Origin of the sequence: Gordonia sp. (in: high G+C Gram-positive bacteria), from assembly GCF_047602025.1 — a bacterium.
Lineage (GTDB): Bacteria > Actinomycetota > Actinomycetes > Mycobacteriales > Mycobacteriaceae > Gordonia.
Genome location: NZ_JASGII010000001.1, coordinates 308,869 through 320,379, shown reverse-complemented (window position 1 = coordinate 320,379; position 11,511 = coordinate 308,869). Strand labels below are relative to the sequence as shown.

At 69.2% G+C, this 11,511-nt stretch carries 12 protein-coding genes; 1 reads left to right on the top strand and 11 read right to left on the bottom strand.

Annotated features, from left to right (window positions below):
* Window positions 1-3: 3 nt before the first annotated feature.
* From QM728_RS01565 to QM728_RS01540, 6 genes are all read right to left on the bottom strand, one after another.
* Window positions 4-1,200, bottom strand: coding sequence for an acetate kinase (locus QM728_RS01565; protein WP_415030298.1), 1,197 nt, complete (start codon window positions 1,198-1,200; stop codon window positions 4-6).
* Window positions 1,197-3,314: a phosphate acetyltransferase gene (pta, locus tag QM728_RS01560; RefSeq protein ID WP_415030297.1), complete on the bottom strand. Its 2,118-nt coding sequence runs from the start codon at window positions 3,312-3,314 to the stop codon at window positions 1,197-1,199. Before pta ends, QM728_RS01565 begins: the two co-directional genes overlap by 4 nt.
* Window positions 3,315-3,331: 17 nt before the next feature.
* Complete coding sequence (locus tag QM728_RS01555; protein ID WP_415030296.1) at window positions 3,332-3,883, bottom strand: TetR/AcrR family transcriptional regulator; 552 nt, start codon at window positions 3,881-3,883, stop codon at window positions 3,332-3,334.
* A gap of 18 nt (window positions 3,884-3,901) precedes the next feature.
* Window positions 3,902-4,924 (bottom strand): glucose-6-phosphate dehydrogenase (coenzyme-F420), encoded by a 1,023-nt coding sequence (gene fgd / locus QM728_RS01550; RefSeq protein WP_415030295.1) that lies wholly within the window; start codon window positions 4,922-4,924, stop codon window positions 3,902-3,904.
* Between the two features lie 69 nt (window positions 4,925-4,993).
* Complete coding sequence (locus tag QM728_RS01545; RefSeq protein WP_415030294.1) at window positions 4,994-6,175, bottom strand: acyl-CoA dehydrogenase family protein; 1,182 nt, start codon at window positions 6,173-6,175, stop codon at window positions 4,994-4,996.
* Entirely contained in the window at window positions 6,175-7,146 is a 972-nt protein-coding gene (locus QM728_RS01540; protein ID WP_415030293.1) for an alpha/beta hydrolase, read from the bottom strand. The genes QM728_RS01545 and QM728_RS01540 overlap by 1 nt, the downstream gene beginning before the upstream one ends.
* 66 nt (window positions 7,147-7,212) lie before the next feature.
* Here QM728_RS01540 and QM728_RS01535 point away from each other — a divergent pair, with 66 nt between their 5' ends.
* Window positions 7,213-8,076 carry a class I SAM-dependent methyltransferase gene (locus tag QM728_RS01535; RefSeq protein ID WP_415030292.1) on the top strand — a complete coding sequence of 288 codons (864 nt, stop codon included), beginning with the start codon at window positions 7,213-7,215 and terminating at the stop codon, window positions 8,074-8,076.
* Here QM728_RS01535 and QM728_RS01530 read toward each other — a convergent pair.
* The 5 genes from QM728_RS01530 to rfbA all read right to left on the bottom strand — a co-directional run bounded on the left by QM728_RS01530 (window position 8,054) and on the right by rfbA (window position 11,455).
* Entirely contained in the window at window positions 8,054-8,503 is a 450-nt protein-coding gene (locus tag QM728_RS01530) for a DoxX family protein (protein WP_415030291.1), read from the bottom strand. The two genes, QM728_RS01535 and QM728_RS01530, sit on opposite strands and share 23 nt — an antisense overlap.
* 29 nt (window positions 8,504-8,532) lie before the next feature.
* Window positions 8,533-8,970, bottom strand: coding sequence for a DoxX family protein (locus tag QM728_RS01525; protein WP_415030290.1), 438 nt, complete (start codon window positions 8,968-8,970; stop codon window positions 8,533-8,535).
* Window positions 8,971-9,068: 98 nt separating this feature from the next.
* On the bottom strand, window positions 9,069-9,947 hold the full coding sequence (locus tag QM728_RS01520) for an alpha/beta fold hydrolase (protein ID WP_415030289.1): 879 nt from the start codon (window positions 9,945-9,947) through the stop codon (window positions 9,069-9,071).
* Complete coding sequence (locus tag QM728_RS01515) at window positions 9,947-10,576, bottom strand: dTDP-4-dehydrorhamnose 3,5-epimerase family protein (protein ID WP_415030288.1); 630 nt, start codon at window positions 10,574-10,576, stop codon at window positions 9,947-9,949. Before QM728_RS01515 ends, QM728_RS01520 begins: the two co-directional genes overlap by 1 nt.
* A gap of 3 nt (window positions 10,577-10,579) precedes the next feature.
* Window positions 10,580-11,455 carry a glucose-1-phosphate thymidylyltransferase RfbA gene (rfbA, locus tag QM728_RS01510; protein ID WP_415030287.1) on the bottom strand — a complete coding sequence of 292 codons (876 nt, stop codon included), beginning with the start codon at window positions 11,453-11,455 and terminating at the stop codon, window positions 10,580-10,582.
* Window positions 11,456-11,511: the final 56 nt, after the last annotated feature.

The window sequence follows — 11,511 nt, the reverse complement described above, 5'->3', positions numbered from 1 at the left end:
GATCTACCCGACGACGACCGCTTTGGCCTGCCGGGCGATCTCGAGTTCCTCGTTGGTCGGGACCACGAGGACGGTGATCGCCGAGGCGTCGGTGGAGATGATCCGCGGCTCGCCCGAACGCACGGCGTTGCGCTCGGCGTCGATCTCGATGCCCAGGCCCTCGAGCCCGGCCAACGAATCGGCGCGCACCCCGGCGGCGTTCTCGCCCACCCCGGCGGTGAAGCTGATGATGTCGGTGTGGCCCAGTTCCACCAGGTAGGCACCGAAGTAGCGGCGCAGCCGGTGGATGTAGATGTCATAGGCCGTCTTGGCGTCGGCGTCACCGGCGGCGATCATCTCGGTGACCGTGCGGAAGTCGTTCTCCCCGCACAGCCCCTTGAGGCCGGAGCGCTTGTTGAGCAGTTCGTCGATCTCGTCGACCGACAGCCCGACGACGCGGTGCAGGTGCAGCAGCAGACCGGGGTCGATGTCGCCGCTGCGCGTACCCATGACCAAGCCCTCGAGCGGGGTCAGGCCCATCGTCGTGTCGACCGGCCGACCCTGCTTGATCGCCGACATCGACGCACCGTTGCCCAGGTGGGCGACGATCTGGTTGGTCGTGTCGTAGTCGCGGCCGAGGAACTCGGCGGCACGGTGCGAGACGTAGTCGTGGCTGGTGCCGTGGAAGCCGTAGCGGCGCAGCGCGTACTGCTCGGAGACCTCGCGGTCGATGGCGTACAGCGCGGCGGCGTCGGGCAGGTCGTGGAAGAAGCCGGTGTCGAAGACGGCGACGCCGGGCACGTCCGGAAGTGCGGCCCGCGCGGCCTCGATGCCGACCAGGTTCGGCGGGTTGTGCAGCGGTGCGAGCGGCGAGACGCGCTGCACCTCGTCGATGAGGTGCTGGTCCACCAACGTCGGGCGGTACAGCTCACGGCCGCCGTGCACGACGCGGTGGCCGACGGCGCACAGATTACTCTCGGCGAGGTCGGTGCCCTGGGCGGCGAAGATGGCGAGCATCTTGTCGATCGCCGCGCGGTGGTCCGGCAGGTGCAACTCTTCGACGGTCTCAGCGCCGCCCTGCTCGTGGGTGATCACCGAGACGGGCTCGCCGATCCGCTCGACGAGGCCGCGCGCGGTGACGTCGCCGGAGTCCGGCTCCAACAGTTCGTACTTCAGCGACGACGACCCGGCGTTGATCACCAGCACCAGCGGCTTGCTCACTTCGTGCCCTTCGCGGGAGCCGCCTGCGCCTGGATTGCGGTGATCGCGACGGTGTTGACGATGTCGGCCACGAGCGCCCCGCGGGACAGGTCGTTGATCGGCTTGTTCAAGCCCTGCAGCACCGGGCCGATCGCGATGGCGTTCGCGCTGCGCTGCACGGCTTTGTACGTGTTGTTGCCGGTGTTGAGGTCGGGGAAGATCAGCACCGTCGCCTGACCGGCCACCGGAGAGTCGGGCATCTTCGTCGCCGCCACGCTGGGCTCGACCGCCGCGTCGTACTGGATCGGGCCCTCGACGAGCAGCTTCGGCGCGCGCTTGCGCACCAGCTCGGTCGCGGTGCGCACCTTGTCGACCTCGGCGCCGGTGCCCGATTCGCCGGTCGAGTAGGACAGCAGCGCCACGCGCGGCTCGATGCCGAACGCCGCGGCCGTCTCGGCCGACGAAATGGCGATGTCGGCGAGCTGCTCGGCCGTCGGATCGGGCACGACCGCACAGTCGCCGTAGGTCAGCACCCGATCGGCCAGGCACATGAAGAACACGCTGGACACGGTGTCGACGCCGGGTTTGGTCTTGATGATCTCGAACGCCGGCCGGATGGTGTGCGCGGTGGTGTGGATCGAGCCCGACACCATGCCGTCGGCCATGCCGTTGTGGACCATCATCGTGCCGAAGTACGAGACATCGCGCATCAGGTCGCGGGCCCGGTCCATCGCGACGTTCTTGTGCTTGCGCAGTTCGGCGTACTGCGCGGCGAACTTCTCGGTGAGCTCGGAGTCGAGCGGGTTGATGACGTCGACGCCGGACAGGTCCAGGCTGAGCTCGGCGATCTGCGCGGCCACCTTGTCCGAGTCGCCGAGCAGGGTCAGCTTGGCCACGCCGCGGGCGACCAGCTGGGCGGCGGCGCGCAGGATGCGCGGCTCCTCCCCCTCGGGCAGGACGATGTGCTTCTCGTCGGCCTTGGCGCGCGCGGTGAGCTGGTACTCGAACATCTGCGGCGTGACGACCTCCGGGATCGCCAGGTTGAGGTCGGCCATCAACTTGTTCGGGTTGATGTGGCGCTCCATCAGCGACAGCGACGTCTCGACCTTGCGCACCGACTGGTTGGCCATCTTGCCGCGGGTGTGCGCGGCGATCCGGGCGGTCTCGTAGGTGCCCTGCTCGCAGCAGATGATCGGCAGCGTCGGCTTGAGGCCCTTCACCAGCGAGTCGATCATCGGGTGCGGTTTGAGCCCGCCGTTGAGGATGAGGCCGGCGAGCTTGGGGAAACCGGGCGCCGCGTTGGCCGCGACGAGGGAGAGAAGCACGTCGGAGCGGTCGGCCGGGAAGATCACGGCCATGCCCTCTTCGAGGCGCTCGAGGATGTGCTCGACGGTCATGCCGCCCACCATCATGTGCAGCGCCTCGCGGGCGAGGAGTTCTTCGTCGCCGCTGTAGAGCGTGCCGCCGAGGGCCTCCTGCAGCTCGGCCATCGTCGGGCTGGACAGCACCGAGTCCTCGGGCAGCGTCCAGACGCCCGGCCCGATGCCCTTCAGCGCGTCCTTCGTCGCCTTCTCCTCGCCCGGGTGGACGCGGTTGACGATGATCGCGACGGTCGTCGCGTGCGCAGCGGAGATCTCCGCGAGCGCGTGGGAGGCCATCACGCCGACCTCGTCGGGCGAGCGGTCGTTGGCGCGGAGCGCGAGCACCACCGGCGAGCCCAGGTTCGCGGCGATGCGCGCGTTGTACGACAGCTCCGACGGGTTGCCGACGTCGGTGTAGTCGGAGCCGACGACGAGCACCGTGTCGCACTGGTCCTGCACCTTGTGGAACCGGTCGACGATGGTGGACAGCGCGCCGTCGGGGTCGGCGTGCACCTGGTCGTAGGTGACGCCGATGCAGTCGGCGTAGTCCAGGCCCACCGAGTCGTGGGCGAGGAGTAGTTCGAGGATGTAGTCGTTCTTGCCGTCGCGGGTGCGACTGATCGGGCGGAAGACGCCGATCCGCCCACCGGTCGCCGACAGCAGCGACAGCAACCCCAGTGCGATCGTCGACTTGCCGGTCTCCCCCTCGGCCGACGCGAGGTAGATCGCCGAATGCGACGAGTCCGTGCCCTTGCTCTTGGCTGTGGCCGTCATGGGAGTAACCCTATAACTCACTGCGGCGCGACGATCGCCGCGACGACGAGGTCGGCGGCCTGCTCGTCGGTCAGCGCCGAGTCCGGCACGAGCATCATCGAGTACACGAACCGGACCATGAACTCGGCGGCCGCGGCCGGATTGGGACGCAACCGGTGGGCGACCGACTCGTCGACGTCGGGCAGCGACGCGGCGACGATCTGCGTCACGATCGCCGGTCCGCCGTCGGTGGTGGACACGAGCGCGTCGACGATCTCGCCGGGCTCGTTGCGCAGCACGTACTGCAGCGCCTCGTGCTCCCGGATGTAGCGCAGCGACTCGATGACCTGGACGTGGACCTTGCCCTCGACGGTGGGCTCGGCGGCGGCCCACGCGCTCAGCTGTTCGCGGAGCTGCGCGACCTCGCGCTCGACGATCGCCGCGATCAGCGCGTCGCGCCCGCCGAACATCCGGTACGCGGTGGCACGGGCGACGCCGGCCTGCTTGGCGACGGAGGTCAGGCTCAGTGCGCGTGCGCCGAAGCGGGACACGAGCGCGACCCCGACGTCGACCATCCGCTCGCGATCCATGCGGATGAGACTAGCGGGTCAGGCCTTCGGCTTGAGTTCGCGCAGCTTGGGCGCGAGGTCGCGCTGGAAGTTGTCCAGGAAGCGACGCTGATCGTGGCCGGGGGCGTGGAAGACCAGATGGTTGAGGCCGGCGTCGGTGTACTGGCGCACCTGCTCGACGGCGTCGTCGGGATCGGAGGCGACGATCCAACGCTTGGCGACCTGCTCGATCGGCAGCTCGTCGGCCAGGCGCTCCATCTCGACCGACGAGTTCACCGAGTGCTTCTGCTCCGGGGTCAGCGAGAGCGGCGCCCAGAACCGGGTGTTCTCCAGGGCGAGCTCGGGGTCCGGGTCGTAGGAGATCTTGATCTCGATCATCCGGTCGATGTCGTCGAAGTCCCGCTCGGCCTTGGTGGCGCCCTCCTTGACGGCGGGGATGAGCTTCTCGGTGTAGAGGTCCATGCCCTTGCCCGAGGTGCAGATGAAGCCGTCGCCGGCGCGTCCGGCGTACCGGGCGACGACGGGGCCGCCCGCGGCGATGTAGACCGGGACCGGCTTGTCGGGGACGTCGTACATGAAGGCGTCCTGCGTCTTGTAGTACTCGCCGTCGAAGTTCACCTTCTCGCCCGTCCACAACTCGCGCATCAGGCGGACCGCCTCGCGCAGCCGCGCGAAGCGCTCCTTGAACTCGGGCCACTCGCCGGTGAACCCGGTGGCGTATTCGTTGAGGGCCTCGCCGGTGCCGACGCCGAGCATGATGCGTCCCGGGTAGAGGCAGGCCATCGTCGCGAAGGCCTGGGCGATGACCGCCGGGTTGTAGCGGAAGGTCGGGGTGAGCACCGACGTGCCGATCTGGACGCGCTCGGTGCGCTCGCCGACCGCGGCCATCCAGGCGAGCGAGAACGGGGCGTGCCCGCCGTTGTGGCGCCACGGCTGGAAGTGGTCGCTGACGGCGACCGAGTCGAGGCCGTGCTCTTCGGCGGCGACCGCGATCTCCACCAGTTCGCGCGGATCGAACTGCTCCGCCGATGCCTTGAACCCGAGCTTCAACTGCTGTGCCACGACCTGCCTCCTAGGTGATTGGTGATCACGCTACCCAAGCAATTGCTTGGTTGGGAAGAGGGGTCGGTGTCAGCGGAAGGCGTCGGCGCCGGTGAGGGCCTTGCCGATCATCAGCTGGTGCATCTCCGAGGTGCCCTCGTAGGTGAGCACCGACTCGAGGTTGTTGGCGTGCCGGATGACCGGGTACTCCAGCGTGATGCCGTTGGCGCCCAGGATCGTGCGACATTCGCGCGCGATGGCGATGGCCTGGCGCACGTTGTTGAGCTTGCCGAGGCTGATCTGCTCCGGCTTGATGCCGACGGCGTCTTTGGTGCGGCCGAGGTGCAGGGCGAGCAGCTGCGACGTCCCGAGGTCGACGGCCATGTCGGCGAGCTTGCGCTGGGTCAACTGGTAGCCGGCGAGCGGCTTGTCGAAGACCTCGCGGCTGCCGGCGTACTCGATGGCCGTTTCGAGGCAGTCGCGACCGGCGCCGACCGCGCCGAAGACGATGCCGAAGCGCGCCTCGTTCAAGCACGAGAGCGGGCCTTTCAGACCCTCGACGCCGGGCAGCATCGCCGACGACGGCAGGCGCACGTCCTCGAGGACGATCTCGCCGGTCACCGACGCGCGCAGCGACATCTTGCGGGTGATCTCCGGCGCGCTGAAGCCGGGCGTGTCGGTGGGGATGACGAAGCCGCGGATGCCCCGCGCACCCTCGTCGAGATCGGTGCGGGCCCAGACGACGGCCACGTCGGCGACCGGCGCGTTGGTGATCCACATCTTGGCGCCATTGAGCACCCAGTCGTCTCCGTCGCGCTTGGCGTTGGTGCGCATCCCCGCGGGGTTGGAGCCGAAGTCGGGCTCGGTCAGCCCAAAGCAGCCCAGTGCGCGCCCGGCGGCCATGTCGGGCAGCCACCGGTCCTTCTGCTCGTCGCTGCCGAATTTCCAGATGGCGAACATCGACAGCGAGCCCTGCACGGACAGGAAGCTGCGCAGCCCGGAGTCGACGGCCTCGAGTTCCTGGCAGGCCAGGCCGTACGCGGTCGCGCTCGACCCGGCACAGCCATAACCCTCCAGGTGCATGCCGAACACGCCGAGGGAACCGAGTTCGACGGCGAGCTCGCGGGCCGGGAGGGCCCCCGCCTCGAACCAGTCGGCGATATGCGGGCGCAGTCGCTTGTTGCCGAAGTCGCGCACCAGGTCGATCGTGGCGCGCTCGTCGTCGTGCAGGAGTGAATCAATGGCGAAGAGTTCGTTCACGGTCTGCGGCATCAGCCGGCCACCTCTCGGTTGTCGTTGCCCGCGCGGTGCGCGTCAGCGATCGCCTCGGCGAGAAAGTCCACGACCAGGTTCACCGACTCTTGGCCCTCGCGGTGACGCAGCATGACGGTGAACGCGTGGATCTGCCACGGGTAGGAGTGCAGTTCGACGCGCCGGCCGGCCGCGTCGAGGGCCGTCGCCAGCTCGAGGGCGTCGGGCTCCACCATCTCATCCTCGGCGGTGATGATGATCGTCGGCGGAAGGGCCAGCGGGTCGACGTCGTTGATGCGGCGCGCGCCGACGAAGGGGATGGGCCCCCAGTCGAACATCGGTCCGAGGACGCTCAACTGTCGGATCGGCAGGTAGGCGTCGTGCTTGCTGGTGCGGTCGGCCCGCTCGCCCAGATCGAGGTCGAGCAGCGGCGACAACATCGCCAGGGCGATGGGCGCGGGCAGGTCGTTCGCCGCGGCGAGTTCGGCGACCTTGCCGGTGAGGAATCCGCCCGCCGAGTCGCCGGCCACGATGATGTATCGGAACCCGCGCTGGCCGAGGAGCTCCCGATAGGCCTCGAAGGCGTCGTGCACCGAGGTGCCGACGCCCCCCTCGGGCAGTTGGCGGTAGTCCACCGCGAAGACCGGGACGTGCAGGCCTTTGGCCAGCGACGTCGTGATGGTCCGGTGGGTCCCGGGGCCGCACGCCATGAAGGCGCCGCCGTGCAGGTAGAGCACGGCGGTGTCGGTGGAGGCGCCGGTCGGCCCCTTGGCCATGACGAGTTCGGTGGGCGATCCGCCGAGGGTGATCTTCTCGATGACGACGGAACGGCCCGGCTTGCGGGTCTCGAGGCGGCGTTCCATCGCCGTGTTGAGTTTGAAGACGTACGGCTTGATCGGCGCAAACGCGAGGATCGGTTTGAGGAAGAACCGGGCCGCGAGCCACCACGCGTAGGAGACGCGGCTCGGACTGCGGTGTTGCACGATAGGCATGACGTGAAGCTACACCGTCGTCGCAGTTCACCGGCCGAGACCAGACGCTTCCGTAGGATCTGCGCCATGGCCGGAAGCGACAGTTACGACAAAGACAGCTGGGGCGCCGGGGCGTCCGGCTGGGTCGAGAACGAGACCCTTTTCGACGCCGTCTACGCCCCGGTGACCGGGGCGATCCTGGCCGCCGCCGATCTCGGCCCGGACATGCGCGTGCTCGACGTCGGCTGCGGTTCCGGCACGTTGTTGGCGGCGGGCAGCGCCGCCGGTGCCGACATGGTCGGCGTCGACATCGCCCCCGACATGGTCGATGCCGCGCGCCGACGGGTCCCGGCGGCCACGGTCCTGCTGGGTAATGCGCAGTCGATGGACATCGGCGCCGAGGCGCCCGGCGCCCCCTTCGAGCGGGTGGTCTCGCGGTTCGGCGTGATGTTCTTCGACAACCCGGCACGGGCCTTCGCGAACCTGCTGGGCGCCACCGCGCCGGATGCGCGACTGGTGTTCGCCTGCTGGCGCGGTGTAGCGGAGAACCCGACCTTCGGCGGCGCCGGCACCGAGGTGATCACCGCCCGCCTGCCCCATCCGCCCGCTCCACCGGCACCGGGTTCGCCCGGCCCGGTGGCCTTCGCCGACCGCGGCGCCCTGGTGGCCATGTTGAAGTCGGCCGGCTGGTCCAACATCTCCGTCAAGCCCCTCGACACCCCGCTCGACCACGGCGTCGACGGCAGTGACGGCGTCGAGGAACGACTGCGCCTCATCCTGGCGACGACGACGGGCCGTCTCGCGCGCGAGCAGTTGGCCGACGCGCTCAGCGACGACGAGTGGGCGGCGCTACTGGACGAGGCGCGCGACGGGATCCGCCGCTACCTCGTCGACGGCCGGGTGCAACTGCCCGGCGCGATGTGGCTGGTCACTGCGGCGCATCGGGAGTGATCCGACGCTTGCGCAGGTAGTGGTCCAGCGAGAGGACGCCGGGGACCGCGAACCCGACCGCGAGGACCGCGACGCCGAGGACGAGGTTGAACTCCCAGCCGTTCTGCTGGATCCAGAAGCCGTGGTCGCGGTGGCCGTAGTAGCCGGCCCCGGCCATTGTCGCGGCGAGCAGCACACCGACGAACGGCAGCAGCACCCCCAGGATGAGCGCGAGGCCGCCGAGGAGCTCGACCCACGTCGCGAAGTAGGCCGCCTGCCGCGCGAAGGGGATGCCGAAGCCCTCCAACTGCGGCGGGCGGCCGTCGCCGAACAGGACCGTCGTCTTGTCGATGCCCTTGATGTGCAGTTTCTCCCACCCGTGGGCGATGAAGACCACGCCGAGGGTGAGACGGAGCAGGAGCAGCGACGTCGAGCGCAGGGTTGCCATTAGGCAACCCTAACCCGAGGGGGTGGGCGCTACGAGTTCTGGTCCACGACCACTTCCTTGCCGCGGCCGATCCGCCGGAAGAGGTAGTGGTCGATCGATACGACGCCCGAGTTGGCGAAGCCGACGGCCAGCGCGCCCGCCGCCAGGGCGAGGACGTACTCGTAGCCGGTGTCGGGCATCCAGAAGCCGTGCTTGTGGTGCACGGTGAACAGGGCGCCGATCATGTTGATCGCCAGCAGCGTGCCCGCGAGCGGCAGCAGCACGCCGAGGATCAGGGCCACCCCGCCGAGCAACTCCACCCACGTCGCGAAGAAAGCGGAGAAGTCGGGATTGGGAACACCCATCTTCTCGAAGCCCGCCGCCGTCGCCGCATGGCCGTTCTGGAACTTCTGCCAGCCGTGCATGATGAAGATGAAGCCGAGGGCGATACGGGCGGCAAGAAGTGCCGGTGTGCGCAGGAAGGTCATGTCGGGGGTCCTCTCGTGACGACCGGCGTGGCGCCGGGCTGCCGCTCAGCCTGCCATGAGACTGGGCTGTTCAGCAGCGAAACGGACCGTGGTCAGCCCTAGGCCAGGTAGTCCAGCACCAGCCGGTTCACCTCGGCGGGCTGCTCGAGGTGCATGAAGTGGCCGCCGTGTTCGATGCGCTCGACGCGGCTTCCCGTCGGCAGCTTGTCGGCCAGCCCTTCGAAGAAGCGGGTGCGCAGGCAGCCGTCGGTCGCGCCGTAGAGCTGCAGGATCGGGTGGTGCAGGGGTGCCATCAGCAGGTCGTTCAACTCGCGGTGTCGGTCCGAGCTCGGTTTGGGCCGAACGAGCTGTCGGTAGTAGCCGACGATCGACGAGCGGTGATCGGCCGGCGCGGCGTCGGCCAGGTGGGCGATGTCCTCGGTGGCGTCGTATCCCGGCGACCAGCGCCGCCACAGCAGCGCGGTCATCGACGAGAACACCCGCTCGGGGATCACCGGGAACTGGTTGACGAAGATGTACCAACTGTTGCCGGACTGGGCGAGGACGGTCAGCAGCTGTCGGGCCAGGTCCGCACCGCCGACCTGCACGGCCGCGAGCGGCGGCACGGCCATCGAGACCATCTTGGCGAAGGGCTGATCCGGCATGGCCGCGAGTGCGTTCGCGGTGAAGGCGCCCCAGTCGTGGCCGATGACCACCGACCGCTGCGCGCCGACGTGCGCGGCTATGTCGAGGGCGTCGGCGACGCGGGAGCCCGTGGAGACGTCGGTCGGGGCCGTCGACGGTGCATAGCCGCGGGAGAACGGTGCGACGGCGTAGTAGCCGCGCGCCGCGAGTTCGGGTCCGAGGTGGCGCCAGGTCCACGCCGTGTCGGGGTAGCCGTGCAGGCACAGCGCGAGCGGTGCCCCCTTGTCGCCCCACGTCAGCGCCCGCAGCGAGACGTCGTCGAGGTCGAAGCCGATCCGGCCGGGTTCGGTCATCAGGCTTCGGTCTCCTCGGCTCGGGAGCGCAGATACGACGTCACCGCGGCGAAGTCGGGCAGCAGGCCCGCCTGCTCCGCGTCGGCGAGGCTCGGCGCCGCGGTGTCCTTCGCCGACAACTCGAAGGTCAACGGCGACCCGTCGCGCGCCGTCGTCGGCCAGGTGATGCCCAGCGCCGGGTCGAGCGGGTTGACGCCGTGCTCGGCACCCGGGTTGTAGCCGGTGGAGCACAGATAGGTGACCGTCGAGCCGTCGGCGAGGGCGCAGAAGGCGTGGCCCAGCCCCTCGCCCAGGTAGACGGCGCGCCGGTCGACGTCGTCGAGCAAGACCGTGTCGTGTCGGCCGAAGGTCGGCGACCCGACGCGGATGTCGACGATGACGTCGAGGACCGCGCCGCTCACACAGGTGACGTACTTGGCCTGCCCGGGCGGGACGTCGGCGAAGTGGATGCCGCGCAGCGTGCCGGCCGCGGAGACCGAGACGTTGACCTGGGCGAGGTCGAGGTCGTGGCCGGTGACCTCGGAGAGCAACGGCGCTTTGAACGCCTCCAGGAATACGCCGCGCGCATCGCCGTGCTGCACCGGGGTGAACTCCCAGGCGCCGCTGATCGACAGTTCCCTGATCTCCACGGGTCAGAAGGCCTTGCCGCGCTCGAGCAGGTCCAGCAGGTAGTCGCCGTAGCCGGACTTGGCGAGCTTGCCGGCCCGCTCGCGCAAGTCGTCGTCGGACAGCCAGCCCTGCCGCCACGCGATCTCCTCGGGCACAGCGATCTTGAGGCCCTGGCGCTGCTCGACGGTCCGCACGAAGTTGCCGGCGTCCAGCAGCGAGTCGAAGGTGCCGGTGTCGAGCCAGGCGGTACCGCGCGGCAGCACGGTCACCGACAGCTCGCCGCGGTCGAGGTAGTGCTGGTTGACGTCGGTGATCTCGTACTCGCCGCGCGCACTGGGCCGCAGCGACTTGGCGACGTCGACGACGCTGTTGTCGTAGAAGTACAGACCGGGCACGGCGAAGTTCGATCGCGGCCGGGCCGGCTTCTCCTCCAGGGAGACGGCCGTGCCGGCGTCGTCGAACTCGATGACGCCGTATGCGCCCGGGTCGGCGACCCAGTAGGCGAAGACCGCGCCGCCCTGCACGGCGGCGTTGCCCGCGAGCCGGTTGCCCAGGCCGGGGCCGTAAAAGATGTTGTCGCCGAGGACGAGCGCCACCGATTCGGAGCCGATGTGGTCGGCGCCGAGGACGAACGCCTGCGCGAGTCCCTCCGGTTGCGGCTGGGCGGTGTAGCTCAACGAGATGCCGAACTGCGAGCCGTCACCGAGGAGGTTCTCGAACGCCGACCGCTCGTGCGGGGTGGTGATGATGAGGATGTCGGTGATCCCGGCGAGCATCAGCGTGGCGAGCGGGTAATAGATCATCGGCTTGTCGTAGACGGGCACCAACTGCTTGCTGACACCCTGCGTGATGGGATGCAGCCGCGTGCCGGTGCCGCCGGCCAGGATGATTCCGCGCATCCTCCCAGGCTATCGGGCTCACCGGCAATTGCCCGCAGGACACATAGACTGGCGGG

Excerpts from the sequence above, each read along its gene's own strand:
- rfbA (WP_415030287.1), bottom strand. The coding sequence starts at position 11,455 with ATGCGCGGAATCATCCTGGCCGGCGGCACCGGCACGCGGCTGCATCCC.
- QM728_RS01555 (WP_415030296.1), bottom strand. The coding sequence starts at position 3,883 with ATGGATCGCGAGCGGATGGTCGACGTCGGGGTCGCGCTCGTGTCCCGC.
- QM728_RS01540 (WP_415030293.1), bottom strand. The coding sequence starts at position 7,146 with ATGCCTATCGTGCAACACCGCAGTCCGAGCCGCGTCTCCTACGCGTGG.
- QM728_RS01520 (WP_415030289.1), bottom strand. The coding sequence starts at position 9,947 with ATGACCGAACCCGGCCGGATCGGCTTCGACCTCGACGACGTCTCGCTG.
- QM728_RS01525 (WP_415030290.1), bottom strand. The coding sequence starts at position 8,970 with ATGACCTTCCTGCGCACACCGGCACTTCTTGCCGCCCGTATCGCCCTC.
- QM728_RS01545 (WP_415030294.1), bottom strand. The coding sequence starts at position 6,175 with ATGCCGCAGACCGTGAACGAACTCTTCGCCATTGATTCACTCCTGCAC.
- QM728_RS01535 (WP_415030292.1), top strand. The coding sequence starts at position 7,213 with ATGGCCGGAAGCGACAGTTACGACAAAGACAGCTGGGGCGCCGGGGCG.
- QM728_RS01530 (WP_415030291.1), bottom strand. The coding sequence starts at position 8,503 with ATGGCAACCCTGCGCTCGACGTCGCTGCTCCTGCTCCGTCTCACCCTC.
- pta (WP_415030297.1), bottom strand. The coding sequence starts at position 3,314 with ATGACGGCCACAGCCAAGAGCAAGGGCACGGACTCGTCGCATTCGGCG.